The sequence below is a fragment of the Pseudomonas sp. LA5 genome (genome assembly GCF_028640825.1).
GTDB classification, from domain to species: domain Bacteria; phylum Pseudomonadota; class Gammaproteobacteria; order Pseudomonadales; family Pseudomonadaceae; genus Chryseomonas; species Chryseomonas aestiva.
This window is the reverse complement of the sequence record NZ_JAQYZY010000019.1, coordinates 79633-101164: the sequence shown is the minus strand read 5'-3', so window position 1 is coordinate 101164 and position 21532 is coordinate 79633. Positions and strand designations below refer to the sequence as shown.

General features: G+C 66.9%; 16 protein-coding genes and 2 tRNA genes. 12 read left to right on the top strand and 6 right to left on the bottom strand.

Annotation, left to right across the window (positions count from 1 at the left end; all coding sequences use genetic code 11):
* Positions 1–17: 17 nt before the first annotated feature.
* Positions 18–938 carry a recombination-associated protein RdgC gene (gene rdgC / locus PVZ72_RS02620; protein ID WP_158893974.1) on the bottom strand — a complete coding sequence of 307 codons (921 nt, stop codon included), beginning with the start codon at positions 936–938 and terminating at the stop codon, positions 18–20.
* A 211-nt stretch (positions 939–1149) separates the two neighbouring features.
* Here rdgC and PVZ72_RS02615 point away from each other — a divergent pair.
* Both PVZ72_RS02615 and PVZ72_RS02610 read left to right on the top strand, forming a co-directional pair.
* A tRNA-Val gene (locus PVZ72_RS02615) sits at positions 1150–1225 on the top strand.
* A gap of 13 nt (positions 1226–1238) precedes the next feature.
* Positions 1239–1315: transfer RNA gene (locus tag PVZ72_RS02610), tRNA-Asp, on the top strand.
* Between the two features lie 340 nt (positions 1316–1655).
* Here the strand turns inward: PVZ72_RS02610 and ydiJ are convergent.
* A complete protein-coding gene (gene ydiJ / locus PVZ72_RS02605) occupies positions 1656–4676 on the bottom strand; it encodes a D-2-hydroxyglutarate dehydrogenase YdiJ (RefSeq protein WP_273861257.1) in 3021 nt (1006 codons plus the stop codon).
* A 151-nt stretch (positions 4677–4827) separates the two neighbouring features.
* Here ydiJ and PVZ72_RS02600 point away from each other — a divergent pair, with 151 nt between their 5' ends.
* Together PVZ72_RS02600 and PVZ72_RS02595 are read left to right on the top strand one after the other, a co-directional pair.
* Positions 4828–5733 (top strand): LysR substrate-binding domain-containing protein, encoded by a 906-nt coding sequence (locus PVZ72_RS02600; protein WP_273861148.1) that lies wholly within the window; start codon positions 4828–4830, stop codon positions 5731–5733.
* The gene (locus PVZ72_RS02595) at positions 5730–6437 is read left to right on the top strand and encodes a GntR family transcriptional regulator (RefSeq protein WP_273861147.1); all 708 of its coding nucleotides are present in this window, start codon (positions 5730–5732) and stop codon (positions 6435–6437) included. The genes PVZ72_RS02600 and PVZ72_RS02595 overlap by 4 nt, the downstream gene beginning before the upstream one ends.
* Before the next feature lie 61 nt (positions 6438–6498).
* Here the strand turns inward: PVZ72_RS02595 and PVZ72_RS02590 are convergent, their stop codons facing one another.
* Entirely contained in the window at positions 6499–7452 is a 954-nt protein-coding gene (locus PVZ72_RS02590; protein WP_187978901.1) for a PDR/VanB family oxidoreductase, read from the bottom strand.
* Between the two features lie 10 nt (positions 7453–7462).
* Positions 7463–8521: an aromatic ring-hydroxylating dioxygenase subunit alpha gene (locus PVZ72_RS02585; protein ID WP_187978902.1), complete on the bottom strand. Its 1059-nt coding sequence runs from the start codon at positions 8519–8521 to the stop codon at positions 7463–7465.
* Positions 8522–8787: 266 nt separating this feature from the next.
* Between PVZ72_RS02585 and PVZ72_RS02580 the strand changes: the two genes are divergently transcribed.
* From PVZ72_RS02580 to PVZ72_RS02560, 5 genes are all read left to right on the top strand, one after another.
* Positions 8788–9618: a p-hydroxycinnamoyl CoA hydratase/lyase gene (locus tag PVZ72_RS02580; RefSeq protein WP_058792502.1), complete on the top strand. Its 831-nt coding sequence runs from the start codon at positions 8788–8790 to the stop codon at positions 9616–9618.
* Positions 9619–9658: 40 nt separating this feature from the next.
* Positions 9659–11107 (top strand): aldehyde dehydrogenase, encoded by a 1449-nt coding sequence (locus PVZ72_RS02575; RefSeq protein ID WP_187978903.1) that lies wholly within the window; start codon positions 9659–9661, stop codon positions 11105–11107.
* Positions 11108–11329: 222 nt separating this feature from the next.
* Positions 11330–13198 (top strand): feruloyl-CoA synthase, encoded by a 1869-nt coding sequence (locus tag PVZ72_RS02570; RefSeq protein WP_273861146.1) that lies wholly within the window; start codon positions 11330–11332, stop codon positions 13196–13198.
* A gap of 434 nt (positions 13199–13632) precedes the next feature.
* A complete protein-coding gene (locus PVZ72_RS02565) occupies positions 13633–14553 on the top strand; it encodes an SMP-30/gluconolactonase/LRE family protein (RefSeq protein ID WP_273861145.1) in 921 nt (306 codons plus the stop codon).
* Positions 14554–14608: 55 nt separating this feature from the next.
* Positions 14609–15964, top strand: a complete 1356-nt coding sequence (locus PVZ72_RS02560; protein ID WP_273861144.1) for an MFS transporter — start codon at positions 14609–14611, stop codon at positions 15962–15964.
* Between the two features lie 226 nt (positions 15965–16190).
* Here PVZ72_RS02560 and PVZ72_RS02555 read toward each other — a convergent pair whose 3' ends face one another.
* Positions 16191–16865: an RraA family protein gene (locus PVZ72_RS02555; protein ID WP_187978906.1), complete on the bottom strand. Its 675-nt coding sequence runs from the start codon at positions 16863–16865 to the stop codon at positions 16191–16193.
* 212 nt (positions 16866–17077) lie between these two features.
* On the opposite strand from PVZ72_RS02555, the gene PVZ72_RS02550 reads away from it, so the two are divergent.
* From PVZ72_RS02550 to PVZ72_RS02540, 3 genes are all read left to right on the top strand, one after another.
* A complete protein-coding gene (locus PVZ72_RS02550; RefSeq protein WP_187978907.1) occupies positions 17078–18055 on the top strand; it encodes a hydroxyacid dehydrogenase in 978 nt (325 codons plus the stop codon).
* 74 nt (positions 18056–18129) lie between these two features.
* A complete protein-coding gene (locus PVZ72_RS02545; RefSeq protein ID WP_187978908.1) occupies positions 18130–19461 on the top strand; it encodes an MFS transporter in 1332 nt (443 codons plus the stop codon).
* 52 nt (positions 19462–19513) lie between these two features.
* The gene (locus PVZ72_RS02540; protein WP_187978909.1) at positions 19514–20446 is read left to right on the top strand and encodes an amidohydrolase family protein; all 933 of its coding nucleotides are present in this window, start codon (positions 19514–19516) and stop codon (positions 20444–20446) included.
* Here PVZ72_RS02540 and PVZ72_RS02535 read toward each other — a convergent pair.
* The gene (locus PVZ72_RS02535; RefSeq protein ID WP_059314331.1) at positions 20427–21149 is read right to left on the bottom strand and encodes an IclR family transcriptional regulator; all 723 of its coding nucleotides are present in this window, start codon (positions 21147–21149) and stop codon (positions 20427–20429) included. The two genes, PVZ72_RS02540 and PVZ72_RS02535, sit on opposite strands and share 20 nt — an antisense overlap.
* Positions 21150–21532 lie beyond the last annotated feature (383 nt).

The following is a 21532-nucleotide window of genomic DNA, read 5'->3' as shown; positions in this document are numbered from 1 at the left end:
CCGGCCTTGAAACGAGCTTAGAGCCCCTGGGGCAATTCTTCACCCCCCAGAGCCTCGATCAGCTGAGGCAGGAATTCCGCCAGGGTCATCATCATCAGCACGAAGCTGGCGTCCTGCTGGCCGAGGGCGTCTTCGCCGCCATCCTGTTCGGCCTGGTCCTGCAGCAGGTCCTCGAACTTCAGCCGCTTGATGGTGACCTTGTCGTCCAGCAGCAGGGCGAGCTTGTCCTGCCAGGCCAGGGCCAGCTTGGTGACCAGCTTGCCGGCGCCCAGGTGGTTCTGGATCTCTTCGCTGGTCAGGTCCTGACCCTTGCAGCGCACCACGCCGCCGTCTTCACCGGCATCGCGCAATTCGCACTCGTCGAGGATGTAGAGGCCATGGGTGGCGTCACCGGCCTTGACCCAGTCGGTGAAGGTGGCCATCGGCGCCTGCTTGACGCCCAGCGGCCGGACCGGCAGCGAGCCCAGGGCATCGCGCAGGGTGGAGAGCAGGTCCTCGGCGCGCTTGGCGCTGGAGGCGTCCACCAGGATCCAGCCCTGCTTGGGATCGATGGCGGCATAGGTGGTCTGGCGACGGATGAAGGCGCGCGGCAGGAAGGCCTGGACGATCTCGTCCTTGATCTGCTCCTTCTCCTTCTTGTAGACCTTGCGCATCTGCTGGCTTTCGATCTCGTCGACCTTTTCCTGCACGGCTTCCTTGACCACGCTGCTGGGCAGGATGCGTTCTTCCTTGCGCGCGGCGATCAGGAAGAAGCCCTGGCTTTCGTGCACCAGCGGCAGGTCCGGGCCCTTGCCGAAGGGCGCGACGAAGCCGTAGGTGGACAATTCCTGGCTGGCGCAGGGGCGAGCCGGCTTGGCGGCGAGCGCGGCTTCGAGGGCTTCGGTCTCGAAGGCGACTTCCTGGGTGAGACGGTAGACGAGCAGATTACGGAACCACATGGTGTCACTCCCAAAAACGAAGCGCGCATTATCCGCGTCGCCCGCCCCGGAGGCCAACCCCGGATCGCGGTGGTCGTCGGGAATGCGCGCTTTCTCCGGTTGCGCCGGGGGGCGGCGCTAAGCCTTTGGAAGTGCTGGAAAATTTTTTTTCAAAAAGGGGTTGTCAGGTCGGGAACCCCTCCGTAGAATGCGCCCCACTTCGAGAGCAAACGGGTGATTAGCTCAGCTGGGAGAGCATCTGCCTTACAAGCAGAGGGTCGGCGGTTCGATCCCGTCATCACCCACCACTCGAGGTAATGCGCAGCGGTAGTTCAGTCGGTTAGAATACCGGCCTGTCACGCCGGGGGTCGCGGGTTCGAGTCCCGTCCGCTGCGCCATTTAAGGGTTGTCTGGTCCTGAACGCCAGCAGCCATCGAGAAGCGGCCCTAGTGGCCGCTTTTTCGTTTGGGCGCGATTTTTCTGGTCGAGCTTTCTCAGGGTTTTTCCTTCTCTATGTAGCTTGCCTGGGGCGAGAGTTTTGCCTGTCGGCCTGTTCGCATGCCTGTGGAAAACGCTACTAATTAATCATGGCCGCGGTGCTCCGCCGATAGGGCTGCTTCTGCATTAGGGTTCTGATCGCGGCCATGGGCAGCTCCTACAGGCACGGGTGCCTCTGTAGGAGCGGCCGCATCGGCGGACCGCCATGGCCGCGATAGCGTGGCAGAACGCGAGGCGAGTTCAGCCCCTTACCGCATCCAACACCGCTTCCAGCGGGTGGCGCAGGCGGCGGTCGTCGATGCGCTTGACCTGGCTGCGGCAGGAGTAGCCGGTGGCCAGGGCTTCGCCCGGTACCGCCAGGGCGCGGGCCCATGACTGGTCGTAGATCACCCTGGAGGTCGCCAGGTTGCGCGCCTCGTGGCCATAGGTTCCGGACATGCCGCAGCAGCCGGTGCTTTCCGGCTTGAGGCCCAGGCCCAGGCGTTCGAACACCTGCTGCCACTGACTGACGCTGGCCGGGGCGTTGGTCTTTTCGGTGCAGTGGCCGAGCAGGCGATAGACCTTGTCACCGACTACGTGCTGCTCTTTCGGCAACACCTGCAGCAGCCACTCCTGGGGCAGCAGGACCTCGGGCATCCGGGCGATACCGGGGATCTTGGGGTATTCCTGGCGATAGACCAGGGTCATGGCCGGATCGAGACCGACCAGCGTGACGCCGAAGCCGGCCAGGCTGGCGAGCTGGGCCGCGTTGCGCCGCGCCGTGCGTTCGAAGGCGCCGAGGAAACCCTGCACCTGCAACGGCTTGCCGTTGGCGCGATAGGGCGCGAGGAACACTCGCTGGCCGAGCCGCGCGGCCAGTTCGAGGAAGGCGGCGGTGAGCGGGGTCTCGAAATAGCGGGTGAAGGCGTCCTGCACCACCACGATAGTCCTGGCGCGTTCTTCATCGCTCAGGGCCAGCAGCCGCTCGGGGGTGGCGATCTGTACCTGCCATTGATGCATGACCGGCACCAGGTCGAAACGGCTGAGCAGGGGGCTGTCGACCATGCCGATGCGCTCGGCGAACAGCCGCTGAATGGGTGTGGCGCCCATGACGGCGTTGTAGAGACCGGGGGCGCGGGCGAACAGCGGCAGGCTGAATTCCAGGGAGCCGATCAGGTAATCGCGCAGCGGGCGCAGGTAGCGACGGTGATAGAGCTCGAGGAAGCGCGAGCGAAATTCCGGCACATTGACCTTGATCGGGCACTGGCCCGCGCAGGACTTGCACGCCAGGCAGCCGGCCATGGCGTCATAGACCTCGTGGGAGAAGTCCGCCTCGGCCTGGCGGCCATTGCGCCAGCGTTGCGGCAGGGCCTTGAGCCAGTTCCGGGCACCACGCGGCGCGGGGGCCAGGACATCGATGCCGGCCTGGCCCTGCAGGCGCAGCCATTCACGGATCAGGGCGGCGCGCCCCTTGGGTGAGTGGATGCGCTGGCGGGTGGCCTTCCAGGACGGGCACATGGCGTCGTCGGGATCGTAGTTGTAGCAGGCGCCATTGCCGTTGCAGTGCATGGCGGTGCCGTAGCTCTGCCAGACGCGCTCGTCGAGGGTGCGGTCCAACTCGCCCCTGAGGGTCACGCCATCGACCTTGAGCAACTCGGCGCCGCTGGCGAGCGGGGTGGCGATCTTGCCCGGATTGAGCTGGTTGTGCGGATCGAAGGCACCCTTGAGCGCCTGTAACGATGGGTAGAGGTCGCCGAAGAAGGCCGGCGCATATTCCGAGCGCACGCCCTTGCCGTGTTCGCCCCAGAGCAGGCCACCGTATTTCTGTGTCAGCGCGGCCACCTGGTCGGAGATCGGCCGCACCAGCGCCGCCTGGCGTGGGTCCTTGAGATCCAGCGCCGGACGCACGTGCAGCACCCCGGCGTCGACATGGCCGAACATGCCGTATTGCAGGTTGTGGCCATCGAGCAGGGCGCGGAATTCGGCGATGAAGTCGGCCAGGCGCTCGGGCGGGACCGCGGTGTCTTCGACGAAGGGCTGCGGACGGATCTCGCCCTGGACGTTGCCCAGCAGGCCCACGGCGCGCTTGCGCATGGTGTAGACGCGGGTCACGGCGTTGCGGCCGATGGCCAGGGTGTGGCCGAGGCGCTCGACGGTAGTGTCCTGGCGCAGGTGGTCGAGGAAGCCCTGGACGCGGGCATCCACTTCCTCGGGATCGTCGCCGCTGAATTCCACCAGGTTGATGCCCAGGGTGGGGCGCTCCACATCTTCGGGGAAATACTCCGCCACGCTGTGCCAGACGATGTCCTGCATGGCCAGCAGGAGCACCTTGGAATCCACCGTCTCGATGGACAACGGCTTGAGTTCGATCAGGGCGCGGGCGTCGTGCAGGGCGTCCATGAAGCTGGCGTAGCGGACGTTGACCAGCACCGAATACTTGGGAATCGGCAGGACGTTGAGCTTGGCCTCGGCGATGAAGGCCAGGGAGCCTTCGGCGCCGCAGAGCACGCTGTTGAGGTTGAAGCGGCCGTCCGCCTCGATCAGGTGCGCCAGGTCATAACCGGTCAGGCAGCGATTGAGCTTGGGAAAGCGTGCCTCGATCAGTTCGGCCTGCTGCTCGGCGATGTCCCGCGCGCAGCGGTAGACGGCCCCGGTGCGATCGTCGCGGGCGCAGAGGGCGTCCAGTTCGGCGCTGTCCACCGGGCGACTTTCCAGGCGTTCACCGCCGATCAGGTAGGCGTCCAGTTCCAGCACGTGGTTGCGGGTCTTGCCGTAGGTCACGCTGCCCTGGCCGCTGGCGTCGGTGTTGATCATGCCGCCGATGGTGGCGCGGTTGGAGGTGGACAGCTCCGGGGCGAAGAACAGGCCGTGGGGGCGGAGCGCGGCATTGAGCTGGTCCTTGACCACGCCGGCCTGGACCCGCACCCAGCCCTCCGCGGCGTTGATCTCCAGGATCCTGTTCAGGTGGCGGGAGAGGTCGACCACGATGCCGTCGGTGAGGGACTGGCCGTTGGTGCCGGTGCCGCCGCCGCGCGGGGTCAGGACCACGCCCTGGAAGCGCGCCTCGCCCATCAGTCGGGCCAGGCACTGGACGTCGGCGCTGTCCTTGGGAAAGACCGCTGCCTGGGGCAGGCGCTGGTAGATGGAGTTGTCGGTGGCCATGACCGTGCGGCTGGCATGGTCCAGCGCGATCTCGCCCTGGAAGCCGCTGGCGGCGAGGGTGGTCAGGAAGTCGGTGTAGGCGGCGGCGAGGGGCGCCGAGGCCGGCAGGCGGGCGATCATGTTCATCAGGCGGGCTCTCTGGCGGCGGACGGCCGTCTCCTTCAGCGAGCGAAGGAATGGCGTCGACCTTTTCTGGCTATAGTAGGCATTCTCACCACAGCGCGGCGGCGCCACAACCGAAGATTCCGCCGCCTATGCCGGAAGATCCTGAATGAATCACCGCCGCCTGACGCCCTCCATGTCGCTGCTGCTGGCCTTCGAGGCGGCGGCGCGGCATGAGAGCTACACCCGGGCGGCCGAGGAGCTGTCGCTGACCCAGAGCGCCGTAGGGCGCCAGGTGCAGGCGCTGGAACAGTTGCTGGGGCTGACGCTGTTTCGTCGCGAGGGCCGGCAGATCGTGCTCACCGATGTGGGGCGCGCCTATAGCCGTGAGCTGGGCCTGGCCCTGGGGCAGATCCGCAGCGCCACCCTGCAGGCCATGGCCTTCGCCTCCGGGCAGGGCACGCTGCGCCTGGCGGTGCTGCCGACCTTTGGTTCCAAGTGGCTGTTGCCACGCCTAGGTGACTTCTACGCTGCCCATCCCGGCATGCTGGTGCACCTGCATTCGCGCATCCAGGCGGTGGACTTCGCCGCCAGCGAGATCGATGCGGCTATCAGCGTCGGCAGCGGTAACTGGCCTGGGCTTTGTGCTCATCCGCTGCAGGCCGAGCAGCTTGTGGTGATTGCCAGCCCGACGACGCTGGCCGAGTTGCCGGATGCGACGCCGGCGACCCTGGCTGGCCAGCTGCTGCTGGGCGTGGCCAATAATCCCCAGGCCTGGGGTGAATGGTTCCGCCACTATGAGCTGCCCCATCGGGCCATGCGCCCGGGACCGAGTTTCGAGCTGACCTCGCACCTGATCCAGGCGGTACGCGCCGGCATCGGCATCGGGCTGGTACCGCGGGTACTGGTGGAGGACGAGCTGGCCCAGGGCGAGCTGCGGGCCTGCGGTCCGGCATTGGTCAGTCGGCGCAGCTATTACCTGGTCTATCCGCCGCGCAACGAAGGGCTGCCGTCGCTACAGGCCTTTCGCCAGTGGCTGCTGGCCGAGATCAACGAAGGAGAGGGGCAGCCATGAGCAAGCCGGGACAGCGGGTGCTGGCCGCGCTGCGGCAGATGATCCTGTCCGGCGAACTGGGCGCGGGCGAACGCCTGGCGGAGCTTCCCACCGCCGAGCGCTTCGCCGTGTCGCGCATGCCGGTGCGCCTGGCCCTGCGCACCCTGGCCGAGGAAGGTCTGCTGGAGCGCAGCGGTGCCCGCGGCTATCAGGTGCGCGCGCTGACGGGCGCCGATCTGGAGGGCGCGGTGGAGGTGCGCGGGGTGCTGGAAGGCCTGGCCGCGCGCCAGGCCGCCGAACGTGGCCTGGACGCTGCCACCCGCGCCACGCTGGAAGACTGCCTGCGCCGTGGCGATCGACTGTTCGCCAAAGGGCATGTGCGGCTGGAGGACCTGGAGGACTATCACGATCTCAATCGGGCCTTTCACCAGGCCATCGTCGCGGCCAGCGGTAATCCGGCCATCGCCGTGGCCCTGGGGCGTCACGAGCACCTGCCCTTCGCCTCGGTGAGCGCCCTGGCGGTGGATGCCGAGGATCTCGACCGCGAGTACCGTCGCTTCAATTTCGCCCACCTGCAGCACCACGCGGTGTTCGACGCCCTGGTGCGCGGCCAGGGTGCCCGCGCCGAGGGCATCATGCGCGAGCACGCCCAGGCGACCCTGGGGTATGCGCGGTGGTTTGGTGGGGAAGAGGGCGAGGCGGTGGGGATGAAGGTGCTGGTGTAGAGCGGACCCTCACCCGGCCCTCTCCCAAGGGGAGAGGGGGAGGTAGGGCGGGCTCGGTTTGTCAGAGATCCAGCACCAACCGCTCGCCCTTGGCGCGCGAGCAGCAGGGGGTGAAGCGGTCGTTGGCGGCGTGCTCGGCCGCGGAGAGAAAGAGGTCGCGGTGCTCGGGTTCGCCGGCCAGCACTGGGGTCAGGCAGGTGCCGCAGAGGCCCTGGCCACAGGAGACCGGCAGGACGATTCCGAGGTCGGCCAGCACCTCGACCACGCTGCGCTCGGCCGGTACCTCGACTCGGCGTCCGCTGCGCGCCAGCTCCACCTCGAAGGGCCTTTGCTCGCCGTGGGTGGCGGGGTCGGCGGCGAAGTATTCGCGGTGGATCTGCCCGGGTTGCCAGCCCTGGGCCTGGGCGGCGTCTACCACCGCGGCCATGAAGCCGGCCGGGCCGCAGACATAGAGGTGATCGTCCGGTGCCGCCGGACCGAGCAGGTGCTGGAAGTTGGGCCGCAGCGCCGGATCGTGCTGGTCGAAGTGCACCCTGACCTGCTCGGCATAGGGCCGCGCCTTGAGCCAGGGGATGAAGGCGGCGTGTTCGCGGTCGCGTACCAGGTATCTCAGGGTGAAGTGCGCCCCCTGCTGATAGAGCTGTTCGGCCATGGCCAGGAGCGGAGTGATACCGATACCTCCGGCCAGCAGCTGGGTGCGGCGCGCGCTGGGGACCAAGGCGAACAGGTTGCGCGGCTCGCTGGCCAGCAGGCGATCGCCCACCTCCAGTTTATGCATGGCCTGGGAGCCGCCGTGGGAGTCGGGGACGAGCAGCACGGCGATGCGATAGCGGGTCGGTACCGGTTCCGGCGCGGTACAGAGCGAATAGTGGCGCACCAGGCCGTCGCCCAGGGTGATTTCCAGATGGGCGCCGGCGGCGAAGCCGGGCAGGGGGCCGCCGTCGGCGCGGGCCAGGTCGAAGGCCAGGATGGTGGGGGCCTCGCGCTGTACGGCGGTGACGATCAGATCGAGCATGAGAGGTCTCCTAGGCGATCTGCCGGACCGGGATGCCGGTGGCGGCCTGTTCGGCGGCCAGCAGGCGGTCGATGATCTGCCGCGACTGCACGCCGCCGGCATCGATGTTGAGCTTGAGCAGGCCGCGCTCCGGATAGCGCAGCAGGTTCTGCTGCTGGCGTTCGAGCATCTCCAAGTCTTCGCCGAAGATCTTGCCCTGGCCTTCGCGGATGCTGGCGGTGAGCTCGGCATCGTCCGGCTTGAAGTTGCGCGCCATGCCCCAGAAGTACCAGATGGAGGTCTCGGTCTCGGGGGTGATGAAGTCCACCACCACGCTGGCGGCCTTGACCGCCGCCGGGGCCTCGTAGCCGCCATGGCCGGCATGGGCCACGCCCACCTCGATCATCACGTGGCTGGGCGGGGTGAAGCGGCAAATCTGCCAGCGATCCACCGGGACGTCGTCGGCCAGGCCATTGCCGCGCAGGGCCATGCGCCAGAAGGGCGGGGCGGAGATGTTTTCCATGTGCCGGCTGGTGATGACCTCGTCACCGTCGACGCGGGTGGCCGGCGGCGCCTCGTCGATCTCCTTCTGGCCGATGCTGGAGGCGTGGACATAGGTCTCGTGGGTGAGATCCATGAGGTTGTCGATCATCAGCCGGTAGTCGCACTGGATGTGATAGAGGCCGCCGCCATAGGCCCAGTCGGGACTCTCGGCCCACTCCAGGTGGGGAATCAGCGCCGCATCGGCCTTGGCCTGGTCGCCCGGCCAGACCCAGATGAAGCCGTGCCGCTCGACGGCGGCATAGGGGCGCACCGCGGGAAAGACGCCGACCCGCTGCCCCGGCATGCCCAGGGTCTTGCCACCGCAGCCCATCTCCAGGCCGTGATAGCCGCAGACCAGGGTGCCGTCGCGGACGAAGCCCAGGGACAGCGGCGCACCGCGGTGCGGGCAGAAGTCTTCCAGGGCCACCACCTGGCCATTGGCGTCACGGTAGAAGACCAAGGGTTCGCCACAGATCTGGCGACCCAGGGGCTTGTCTTGGACTTCGTCGGGGGTACAGGCGACGTACCAGGCGTTCTTCGGGTACATGAGCGGGGCCTCTTGTTGTTGTCTATTGGATCCAATGGTTATGACGGTTAACGATTCCTGTCAACGGCATTCGCCGTACGAGACCGTTCTCAGGACGAATGGCGTTACGAGTGTTGCGCTCATTTCTGCTCAATTGGATCCTGTTTGCCCACACCCCCCTATCGTTCACCGGCATCATGCATGCTCAGCAAAATAGTTAATTGACTTAACTAATTCCTTGGCGTAGCTTCAGCTCCATACCCACCCAACAACAAGAGGCACACGCCATGGGCAGTTATGACGGACGCTGGCAGACGGTCAAAGTGGACATCGAGGACGGTATCGCCTGGGTGACGCTCAATCGTCCGGAAAAACGCAATGCCATGAGTCCCACCCTCAACCGCGAGATGGTCGAGGTGCTGGAGACCCTGGAGCAGGACGCCAGTGCCGGCGTGCTGGTGCTGACCGGTGCCGGCGATGCCTGGACCGCGGGCATGGATCTCAAGGAATACTTCCGCGAGACCGACGCCGGCCCCGAGATCCTGCAGGAAAAGATTCGCCGCGAAGCCTCCCAGTGGCAGTGGAAGCTGTTGCGCATGTACGCCAAGCCGACCATCGCCATGGTCAACGGCTGGTGCTTTGGCGGCGGCTTCAGCCCGCTGGTGGCCTGCGACCTGGCCATCACCGCCGACGAGGCCACCTTCGGCCTGTCCGAGATCAACTGGGGCATTCCCCCGGGCAACCTGGTGAGCAAGGCTCTGGCCGATACCGTGGGCCACCGTACCGCCCTCTACTATGTGATGACCGGCAAGACCTTCAGCGGTCCCGAAGCGGCGGCCATGGGCCTGGTCAACCAGAGCGTGCCGCGCGACCAGTTGCGCGAGGTGACCACCGCCCTGGCCCGCGAGCTGCTGGACAAGAATCCGGTGGTGCTGCGGGCCGCCAAGGTCGGTTTCAAGCGCTGCCGCGAACTCACCTGGGAGCAGAACGAGGACTACCTCTATGCCAAGCTCGACCAGTCGCGGCTGCAGGATCCGGAAGGCGGTCGCGAACAGGGCATGAAGCAGTTCCTCGACGACAAGAGCATCAAGCCCGGGCTGCAGACCTACAAGCGCTGAACCGCCACCGCCCACCCGTACAACAACAAGAGGTAGCGTCATGGTCGAGGTATCCCTGCTCATCGGCGGCGCCAGCCGCCCGGCCGGCGACGGTCGCAGCTATCAGCGTTGCCATCCGGTGACCGGCGCGGTGGTCTCCACGGTGGCCGCCGCCACCCTGGACGATGCCGACGCCGCGGTGGCCGCGGCCCAGGCCGCCTTTCCCGCCTGGGCTGCGCTACCACCGGGCGAGCGTCGTCGCCGTCTGCTGGCCGCCGCCGATGGTCTGGTCGCGCGCAGTAGTGAATTCGTCGCCCTCGCCGGAGAGACCGGGGCCATGGCCAACTGGTACGGCTTCAATGTCCACCTGGCGGCCAACATGCTGCGCGAGGCGGCGGCCATGACCACCCAGATCCAGGGCGAGGTCATACCGTCCGACGTGCCCGGCAGCTTTGCCATGGCGCTACGCCAGCCCTGTGGCGTGGTGCTGGGCATCGCGCCCTGGAACGCGCCGGTGATCCTCGGTACCCGCGCCCTGGCCATGCCGCTGGCCTGCGGCAACACCGTGGTGCTCAAGGCCTCCGAACAGAGTCCGGGCGTGCACCGGCTGATCGGCCAGGTGCTGCAGGATGCCGGCCTGGGCGACGGTGTGGTCAATGTCGTCACCAATGCTCCGGAGGATGCCCCGGCCATCGTCGAGCGGCTGATCGCCAACCCGGCGGTGCGGCGCGTCAACTTCACCGGCTCCACCCGGGTGGGTCGCATCGTTGGCGAGCTGGCGGCGCGCCATCTCAAGCCGGCCGTGCTGGAACTGGGCGGCAAGGCACCGCTGCTGGTGCTGGAGGATGCCGACCTGGATGCCGCGGTCGCCGCGGCGGCCTTTGGCGCCTATTTCAATCAGGGGCAGATCTGCATGTCCACCGAGCGCCTGCTGGTGGACAGTCGCATCGCCGACGCCTTCGTCGAGCGCCTGGCGGCCAAGGTACGCACCCTCAAGGCCGGCGATCCCGGCGCGGCCGATTCGGTGCTGGGTTCCCTGATCGACGCCGGTGCCGGCACCCGCATCAAGGCGCTGATCGACGACGCCGTGGGCAAGGGCGCCCGGTTGGTCTGCGGTGGCGAGCTGGAGGGCAGCATCCTGCAACCGACCCTGCTGGATGGCGTCACCGCCGAGATGCAGCTCTATGCCGAGGAGTCATTCGGCCCGGTGGCCGTGGTGATCCGTGCCGAGGGTGACGAGGCCCTGCTGCGCCTGGCCAACGATTCCGAATTCGGCCTCTCGTCGGCCATCTTCAGTCGCGACACCGCCCGTGCCCTGGCGCTGGCGCAGCGGGTGGAGAGCGGCATCTGCCACATCAATGGACCCACGGTGCACGACGAGGCGCAGATGCCCTTTGGCGGCGTGAAGTCCAGCGGTTACGGCAGCTTCGGCTCACGGGCCTCCATCGACCATTTCACCCAGTTGCGCTGGGTGACGCTGCAGACGGGGCCGCGCCACTACCCGATCTGATCAGCGTCCGCCGTCCCTAGGTTCTGTACGACAAATGCCTGCGCTCGGTGATGCTTCGTTGAAAAAGGCTTCGGAATGCTCATTTACCGCTCGTAAACTCCGCTTCCTCAGCCTTTTTCGCCTCGCCTGACCTTCGCTCGGCGACTTTTCGTACAGAACCTCGCTCCTGTTGCAACAACAATAAGAGGCGCCCTCGGGCGCCAGCCCAGAGGAGAATTCAAGGTGAGTCACGTCACGCATACCCGCGCGCCCGCCGATCAGCCGCTGCGCTATCGCCCGGTGACCCTGGGACAACCCGGCGTCACCGTGGAAGAGCGGGGTGGACTGCTCTACATGGCCTCCCAGGAAGCCCTGACCCCGCCGCCGCCGCGGCTGCTGGACCGGCTGCTGCACTGGGCCGCGGTGGCCCCGGACCGCACCTTCTTCGCCGCCCGGGAAGCCGGCGGCGCCTGGCGCGAATTCTCCTATGGCGAGATGCTGGAGCGGGTGCGCCAGCTGGCCGCCGCGCTGCTGGAATTCGGTCTTTCCGCCGAGCGGCCGCTGGCGATTCTCTCCGGCAACGATCCGGAGCACCTGCAGCTGGCCATGGCCGCCCTCTATGCCGGCATTCCCTTCTGCCCGGTGTCACCCGGCTACGCACTGCTGTCCCAGGACCACGCCAAGCTGCGCCATGTCTGCGACCTGCTGCAGCCGGGACTGGTGTTCGTCAGCGATGGCCCGGCGTTCCAGAAGGCGCTGGACGCCGTGCTGCCCGCCGACGTACCGGTGATCGCGACCCGCGGTCAGGTCCAGGGCCGCAATACCCTGACCTTCGCGGCGCTGCTCGCCCGTGGTGAACTGGCCGCCGCCGAGCGTGCCTTCGCCGCCACCGGGCCGGACAGCATCGCCAAGTTTCTCTTCACTTCCGGTTCCACCAAGCTGCCCAAGGCGGTGACCACTACCCAGCGCATGCTCTGCGCCAACCAGCAGATGCTGCTGCAGACCTTTCCGGTGTTTGGCGAAGAGCCGCCGGTGCTGGTGGACTGGCTGCCCTGGAACCACACCTTTGGCGGCAGCCACAACCTGGGCATCGTGCTCTACAACGGCGGCACCTTCTATCTGGACGAAGGCAAGCCGACGCCCCAGGGCTTCGGCGAGACCCTGCGCAACCTGCGCGAGGTATCGCCCACCGCCTACCTGACGGTGCCGCGCGGCTGGGAAGAGCTGGCCAATGCCCTGGAGCGCGACGCCGAGTTGCGCGAACGCTTCTTCGCCCGCATGCGGCTGTTCTTCTTTGCCGCGGCGGGGCTGTCGCAAAGCGTCTGGGATCGCCTGGATCGCATCGCCGAGGCCCACTGCGGCGAACGCATCCGCATGATGGCCGGCCTGGGCATGACCGAGGCCTCGCCCAGTTGCACCTTCACCACCGGACCGCTGTCGGTGGCCGGCTATGTCGGGGTGCCGGCGCCGGGCTGCGAACTCAAGCTGGTGCCGGTGGACGGCAAGCTGGAAGGGCGCTTCCGGGGTCCGCACATCATGCCCGGCTACTGGCGCGACACCGCCCAGACCGCCGCCTGCTTCGACGAGGAGGGTTTCTACTGCTCGGGCGATGCGCTCAAGCTGGTCGATCCGGCCAATCCGCAACTGGGCCTGATGTTCGATGGCCGCATCGCCGAGGACTTCAAGCTGTCGTCCGGGGTCTTCGTCAGCGTCGGTCCCCTGCGCAATCGCGCGGTGCTGGAGGGCACGCCGCTGGTGCAGGACGTGGTGGTGGCGGCGCCGGATCGCGAGTGTCTGGGACTGCTGGTCTTTCCGCGCCTGGCGGATTGCCGGCAACTGGCCGGGCTGGACGACGGCGTCGATGCCGCCACGGTACTGGCCAGCGCCCCGGTGCAGGACTGGTTCGCCGCCTGGCTCAAGCGCCTCAATCGCGAGTCTTCGGGCAACGCCAGCCGCCTGGAATGGATCGCCCTGCAGGAAGAACCGCCATCCGCCGACCGCGGCGAGATCACCGACAAGGGCTCGCTCAACCAGCGCAGCGTCCTGACCCATCGCGCGGAACGGCTGGAGGCCTGCTATCGCGGAACGGCGCCGTTGTTGATCAGGGCGTGAGATGTAGCGCCAGGACCAGGGTGCCCGGTGCAATGCCGGCCATCCCGGTCCTGGTGGCCCGCTTCGGCACCCCGTTGCCATCCTTGCACTCCCGACTGCAGAGGCGCCTGGCGCCCCGGAGGGCGCCGGGCATTTTCCTGTTCGTCTGTCGCGGAACCAGGCGCCAGTCGCTGGCTGCATCCCTGTCTTGCTTCCCAATAGCCGCTGACCGGACCTGGCTTTCCAGGTAGCTGGCCGCGTGCTGGCCCGTCAATCGGGGCCTTTCCAGAGTTTCGTTCTGATTCCAGAGTATGAGTCTGTAATTTCCGTAAGGAATCCAGGCTATCAGGGCTTGCATTTGGCTATTCATCCTTTATTTTGAAATAGCGTTTCATAAATACAAGGGTAACCCCCCTCCGCTAGCCGGCCTACGCCGCCGCCAAAGGTCTCTGTGCATGAGCTTCTTCACTGCGCCTCCGACGCTGGAAACTGCTGTCTTCACCCGCCTGCCCGAGCGCTATCGCCAGCCGCGGCGGACCGCCTGGGCCGATGCCAATCGCCAGGGCCGCGCCATCGATTCCTTTCTGGAAGGGCCCTCCTTCGATCGCCAGGGCAATCTCTATGTCACCGACATCCCCAACGGGCGCATCTTGCGCATCGATCCCAGGGGCGAGTGGGAGCTGGTCTGCGAATACGACGGCTGGCCCAACGGCCTGAAGATCCACCGCGACGGGCGCATCTTCATCGCCGACTACAGGCGCGGCATCCTGCAGCTCGATCCGCTGCGCGGCGAGGTGGAGACGGTGCTGGACAGCGCCGGCTCCGAAGGCTTCAAGGGCGTCAACGACCTGGTGTTCTCGCCGGCCGGTGATCTCTATTTCACCGACCAGGGGCAGACCGGTCTGCAGGACGCCAGCGGCCGGGTCTATCGTCTGGGCTCCGATGGCCAGCTCAGCTGCCTGCTGGCGACGGTGCCCAGCCCCAACGGCATCGTCTTCGATCCCCGGCTCAACCACCTGCTGGTGGCGGTGACCCGCGCCCAGCAGGTCTGGCGCATTCCTCTGGGCAACGGCCCGCTGATCGGCAAGGTCGGCGTCTTCGCCCAGTTGCATGGCGGCCTGGGCGGCCCCGATGGCCTGGCGCTGGACGAGGAGAGCAATCTCTACATCGCCCACACCGGTTTCGGCTCGGTCTGGCAGCTCTCACCGGTGGCCGAGCCGCTGGCCCGACTCAAATCCTGCGCCGGCATCAGCAACACCAACCTGGCCTTCGGCGGCCCCGAAGGGCGCAGCCTGTTCATCACCGAATCCGAGACCGGCAGCATCCTGCGCGCGGAGACTCCGGTACGCGGCCTGCCGCTGTTTTCCCATCTCTGACCGGCGCTGCGGCGTCTCGCGCTTTACCCCACAACAACTACAAGAGAGGTTACCCATGAGCCAGACCCATCCGGGCGAGCAGCCGCCCCTGACCGATGCCGAGGGCGAGCAACTCCTGCGGCGCGCCCTGTGGCGCATCCTGCCGTTCATCTTCGCCTGCTATGTGGTCAGCTACCTGGACCGCACCAATGTCGGCTTCGCCGCCATCAGCATGAACCAGGACCTGGGGCTCACCGCGACGATGTTCGGCTGGGCGGCGGGCCTGTTCTTCTTCGGCTACTTCCTCTTCGAGGTGCCGAGCAACCTGCTGTTGCAGCGCTTCGGCGCACGGGTCTGGATCGCGCGGATCATGATCAGCTGGGGCCTGATCTCCATGGCCACGGCCTTCGCCACCGGGCCGGTCAGCTTCAGCATCCTGCGCTTCCTGCTGGGAGTGGCCGAGGCCGGCTTCACCCCGGGGGTCTACCTCTACTTCACCTACTGGTTTCCCGGCAAATGGCGCGCCAAGGCCACCGCGGCCTTTCTGCTGGGCATCCCCACCGCCAACATCATTGGCTCGCCGCTGTCGGGGATGCTGCTGGACGTGCATGACTTCATGGGGCTGAGAAACTGGCAATTCCTGCTGGTGGCGGAAGCCCTGCCGGCGGTGCTGCTCGGCATTCTCTGTCTGTTCGTGCTGGTGGATACGCCGGCCAAGGCGCGCTGGCTGTCGACCCGCGAGCGCACCTGGCTGACCGAACGCCTGGCCCGCGAGCAGCGCGAGATCGGTGCCACCCATGGTTCCACGCTGCGCCACGCCTTCACCAACTCCAAGGTGTTCATGCTGGCCGCCATCAACTTCTGCGGCATCGTCGGCTCCGTGGGGATCGGCATCTGGATGCCGCAGATCATCAAGAGCCTGGGCATGCAGAACACCACCGTCGGCCTGGTGGCCACCATCCCCTATATCCTCGGCGCCGTCGCCATGACGCTCTGGGCGCGCCAGGCCAACCAGGGTGCCCAGCGGCTGCCCTATGTGGCCGGTGCCCTGGCGCTTGCCGCGCTGGGCCTGGTGGGCGCTGCGCTCTCGGCCGATCCGCTGCTGCGCATGACCTGCCTGAGTGTGGCGGTGGCAAGCATCCTGTCCTTCCAGGCGACCTTCTGGGCCATTCCCTCCACCTTCCTGACCGGTCGGGCCGCGGCGGGGGGACTGGCGCTGATCGTCTCCATCGGCAACCTGGGCGGCTTCGTCGGACCCTTCGCCATCGGCCTGGTCAAGGATGCCACCCAGAGTTTCTCCGGGCCCTTCTATGTGGTGGCCTCGGTGCTGGCGCTGGGCGTCGTGCTGATGCTCTGGCTGGGTGATCCGAGTCGGCGGGAGCCGGTGAAGCCGCTGGGCACGACGGGCCTGGAAGGGGTGGGGCGTACCTGAGGCGCAGAGGTTCGGGATGGAAAGAGGCGGCCCAGGCCGCCTCTTTCTTTGGCAGGCCGCGCCGGCAGCAACTGCGCCAGGCGCGAAGGCGGTGTGGAAGGCGTCGGGATGCCGCCGCCTGCAGTGGTCGGGAGTGCGGGAGCCATCAGCAGAGCGGTTTCGAGAGGGTGCCAACATGAAAAAAAGGCAGCCAAGAGCTGCCTTTTTTCATACCGGCAAGAGGTCGCTAGGGCAGGGCGCAGCCCTTCTTCCTGAGCGATTCCAGGACCCAGCTGCGGTCGTTGGTGCCTTCGGCGATCTGTTGCATCTGCTTTTCTTCGGCGGCGTGCTTGGCGGCGGCGCGGTCATAGACCTCGGCGACATGATCGTAGGGCACGCAGAGCAGGCCGTCGTCGTCGCCGATCACCAGGTCACCCGGCTCTATGACCATGCCGTCGATGGCGATGGGCACGTTGATCTCGCCGGGGCCGTCCTTGTACGGACCGCGATGGGAGATGCCGGCAGCGAACAGCGGGAAGTCGCCGGCGCCGATGTTGGCGGCATCGCGGATGGCGCCGTTGATGACGATGCCGGCCACGCCGCGCTTGACCGCGTAGGCCACCATCATCTCGCCGATCAGCGCATTGCTCAGGTCGCCACCGGCATCCACCACGATGACGTCACCCGGTTCGGCGATGTCCAGGGCGTGGTGCAGCATGAGGTTGTCGCCCGGACGCGCCTTGACGGTCAGGGCCGGGCCGGCGAGTACGCCCTGGCGATGCATGGGGCGCAGGCGCGAGCCGCCGGCGGTCATGCGGTGCATGGAGTCGCTGACGTTGGCGACCGGGATGTCGCGGTAGCGCGCGACCCAGTCGGCCGCGACCTTGCGTTGGGCAGTGAGCACTCTGAAGCCGATGGTCATGGGCATTTCTCTTGTGGGAATTGTCGGATGCCGCCACGTATTAGCTGGCTGATTTCAGAATTGCATTTCGTTTTCAAGGTTTCAAGTCCTTTGACCGGCCCTCTTGATCGATTACAAGATAAAATTTGCAATGGCGTTTCATTATGATAGGTTCTGAGACAGATCGCTCGCCTTAGGCGCTGTGCCCGTCCATAACAACAAGGGGTACTCCGATGACCCGCAAGATCCTGCTCACCGGTCCGGCACTGGCTCCCGAAGCCATGGCCCTGGCCGCCGCCCATGACGTCCAGGTCATCCCGACCGAGCCCTACATGCCTCATGACGACCTGCTCGCCCTGATCCGCCAGGAACAGCCGGACGCCATCATCGTCCGCCAGGGCAAGCTGACCCGGCCCATGATCGAGGCGTCGGCCAAGCTGGCGATCATCGCCAAGCACGGCGTGGGCTACGACACCATCGACCTCCAGGCCGCGGCCGACCGCGGGATTCCGGTCACCATCGCCCTGGGCGCCAATGCCCAGTCGGTGGCCGAACACGCCTTTGCCCTGATGTTCAGCGTGGCGCGGCAGACCGCCTGGCTGGATGCGCGGATGCGCGCCGGACACTGGGACAAGTCCCAGGCCAACGGCACCGAGCTGTTCGGCAAGACCCTGGGTCTGGTCGGGCTGGGCGCCATCGGCAGTGTGCTGATGGATCTGGTGGCGCCGCTGCGGATGCAGGTGCGGGTCTATGATCCCTATCTCAAGCACCTGCCCGCGCGCGATCATGTCCAGCGCGAGGAGAGCTTCGATGCCTTGCTGGCCGAGTGCGATGTCATCAGCCTGCATTGCCCCCTGACCGAGGCCAATCGCCACCTGTTCGGTGCCGCCCAGTTCGCCCGCATGCGCCCCGGCAGCCTGCTGATCAACACCGCCCGCGGCGAGCTGATCGATACCCAGGCCCTGGTCACGGCGCTGCGCGAAGGCCAGCTCGGCGGCGCCGGCCTGGACACCTTTCATCCCGAACCGCCGCCGGCGGACAGCAACCTCTGGGGAGTCGCTAACCTGGTGGCCACGCCGCACGTCGGCGCCAACACCACCGAGGCGCGCGACCGCGTCGGCCTGGTAGCGGTGCAGCAGGTGCTCGATTGCTGGCACGGCAAGACGGTGGAGTCGCGCGCGGTGGTCAATCGCCACCTGACGGCCGCCTAAGCGCGGCGGCGACGGGGTGGCCCCACGGGGCCGCCTGCCACGCGATCTCCACAACAATAAGACGGAGAGCTCTCATGACTACCCCCACGTCCCCGGTCAGCGAACTGGAACGCGCGACCATGCGCCGCGTCGCCTGGCGCATCCTGCCGTTCCTGATCGTCTGCTACCTCATCGCCATCATCGACCGCGGCAACATCGGCATGGCCTCGCTGCAGATGAACAAGGATCTGAGCCTGACGCCCGCGATCTTCGGCTTCGCCAGCAGCCTGTTTTTCTTTTCCTATTTCCTGGTGGAGGTGCCGAGCAACCTGGCATTGCAACGCTTCGGTGCGCGGATCTGGATCGCCCGGATCATGATCACCTGGGGGCTGATCTCGGCCGGTACCGCCTTCGTCCAGGGCGCCAACTCGCTGTACGTGATGCGCTTCCTGCTGGGCGCTGCGGAAGCCGGCTTCTTTCCCGGGGTGCTGCTGTATCTCACCTACTGGCTGCCGTCCAACTACCGGGCGCGCATGGTCGCCCTCTTCATGGTGGCGATACCGGGGGCGAATTTCCTCGGCTCGCCGCTCTCCGGCCTGCTGCTGAGCATGGACGGCTGGCTGGGTATCCGTGGCTGGCACTGGCTGTTCATCCTGGAAGGCATCCCCGCCGTACTGCTGGGTATCGCCTGCCTGTTCGTGCTGACCGACCGCCCGGAGCAGGCCAAATGGCTGAGCGACGAGCAGCGCAGCTGGCTGACGCTCAAGCTGGCCGAAGAGCGCGGACGCAAAACCAGCATCGGCCATATCTCCCTCTGGCAACTGCTCAAGCACAAGGATATCTGGGTGATGGCGCTGATCTATTCGGGCGCCTCGGCGGCCGGCAGCACCATGAGCGTCTGGGCGCCGCAATTGCTCAAGTCCTTTGGCCTGTCCAATCTGGAGGTCGGCCTCACCAATGCCATTCCCTATGGCCTGGCCTCCGTGGCGATGGTCCTCTGGGGCCGTAGCTCGGATCGCACCGGCGAACGTCGTTGGCACACCTCGCTCACCATGCTGCTGATCGCCGTGGGTCTGTTGGCGGGCATGTTCACCTCGTCGCTGGCCGCCACGGTGATCCTGCTGAGCCTGGTGCTGATCGGTGCCTATTCGATGAAGGGACCGTTCTGGGCGCTGGCCTCGGGCTGGCTGTCGTCCTCTACCGCCGCGGCGGGTCTGGCCGCCATCGGCGCCCTGGCCAACCTCATCGGCGGCGGGGTGATGGTCAACGTCTATGGCGCCATCCACGGTGCCACCCATAGCCATGCCCTGGCGGTACTGCCGCTGGCCACCCTGTGCGCCATCAGCGGTCTGCTGGTGCTGGTCATGGGCCGCAAGGCCATGCGCGCCAAGGCCGAAGCTCAGGCCGCAACCGCCAACGCCAGCTAGGACCTGTCACGGCCGGCCCGCTCGGGCTGGCCGGCCGCTCGAGGAATTCTTCATGACCTTCAATCGTCGGCGCTTCTTGCAAGCGAGCGCCCAGACGGGTGCCGTTCTGTGCCTGTTCAACACCCTGGGGGCCCAGGCCTCCACACCCTTTTCCAGTATCCAGACGGCGCCCCGGCTCAAGCCGCCGGCCGGCAGCGTCGACTGCCACATGCATCTCTACGACGACCGCTATCCGGCCGCGCCCGGCGCCAAGCTGCTGCCGCCCAATGCCTCCCTGGACGACTACCGCCAGCTGCAGGCGCTGCTGGGGCTGCAACGCCTGGTGATCGTCACGCCGTCCACCTATGGCACCGACAATCGCTGCCTGCTCGACGGTCTGGCCCGCAGCGGCGGCCAGGCCCGCGGGGTGGCGGTGATCGACCAAGCCATCACCGCTGCCGAGTTGCAGGAGCTGCACCAGGCCGGGGTACGCGGTATCCGCTTCAACCTGAGCTATGGGGGTGCCGACCTGGACGATCTGGAGCCCCTGGCCGCACGGGTCAACGAACTGGGCTGGAACGTCCAGGTGGTCGCTCCGGGTAATCAGCTGGTGGAGCTGGAGAGCCGTCTGCAACGCCTGCCGGCGCGACTAGTGATCGATCACCTCGGCCATGTGCCCCAGCCGGAAGGCGTGCAGTCGGCGGCCTTCGCCGTGCTGGGGCGGCTGCTGGACGGTGGTCGTACCTGGGTGAAACTATCGGGGCCCTACATCAGGTCGCGCAGTGGTCCGCCGGACTATGCCGATGTCGGCGCCGTGGCGCGGGAGCTGGTCCGCCGGCATCCCGAACGGCTGCTGTGGGGCAGCGACTGGCCGCACCCCACGGTGGCGGCCGGCCACAAGCCGGACGACGGACACATCTTCGACCTGCTGGCCGACTGGGCACCCGATGAACAGGCGCGTACCGCCATCCTGCGCGACAACCCGGTCAGTCTGTACGGTTTTTGACCGTCGAGCCGTACAGTGGCTTGCCGCCCAGGCTGCGGGTCAGTTCGTCGGCGGTGGCACCCAGTACCCCATGCAGGGCGCGAGCGCGTTCCTGGGTAAGGCGGTTGGCCGGACCGGAGATGACCAGGGCGCCCAGCAGCTCTTCCTGAGCGCCATAGATCGGCAGCGCCAGGGATGCGGCATGGGGATCGGTGACACCACAGGAGTAGTAGGGCGTCAGCCCGGCCTTGGCGACCTCATGGGAGGTCTGCAGGGCCTGGGCGCTGGCCGCCTCGTCCATGGGCCGCATGTCGCCGGGTTGCAGGTGCAGGCGCAGGCGATGCGGCGAATTCACCCGGTACTGGCAGAGGCGATAGGCGCCGTGGCGCACATAGAAGGAGGCGGTCTCGCCGCTCTCTTCGGTCAGCTGATGCAGGCGCGGCATGATGTGGCGCTCCACATCGTGGGCGTCCTGGTAGATGGCGTTCAGCCGTACCACTTCGCTGGCCAGCATGTAGCGACCGTCGGCGAGGCGGGTGACCAGGCCAAAGGTCTCCAGCGAGACCAGCAGGCGCATGATGGTGCTCTTGATCAGCCCGGTGCGGGTGGTCAGCTCGGCGAGACTCAGGGCCGAATCGCCGATGCGAAAGGCGGTGAGCACGGTCAGGACGCGGTCGGCGGAGGCGACGCCGGCAACTTCCGGGCGCGGACGAGGGGTATTCAACCTGGATGTCTCCTGAGCGGACGGGGAGCCGCATTATCCGCGAGCGGACCGGAGGCGCCTAGGGTCAGGTTGACCCTCACCCCGGCCCTCTCCCGGGGGGAGAGGGGGAAGCTGGATATAGGTCAGCTTTTCGTAGGTTGCGGTTGAGCGCAGCGAAGCCCAACAGGGCGGTGCCTCGGGCGCTGCTGGTGTACCTCACCCTGGCTCTCTCCCGGGGGAGAGGGGGAAGCTGGACATAGGTCAGCTTTTCGTAGGTTACGGTTGAGCGCAGCGAAGCCCAACAGGGCGGTGTCTCAGGCACTGCCGGTGTCCCTCACCCCGGCCCTCTCCCGGCGGGAGAGGGGGAAGCTGGACATAGGTCAGTTTTTCGTAGGTCGCGGTTG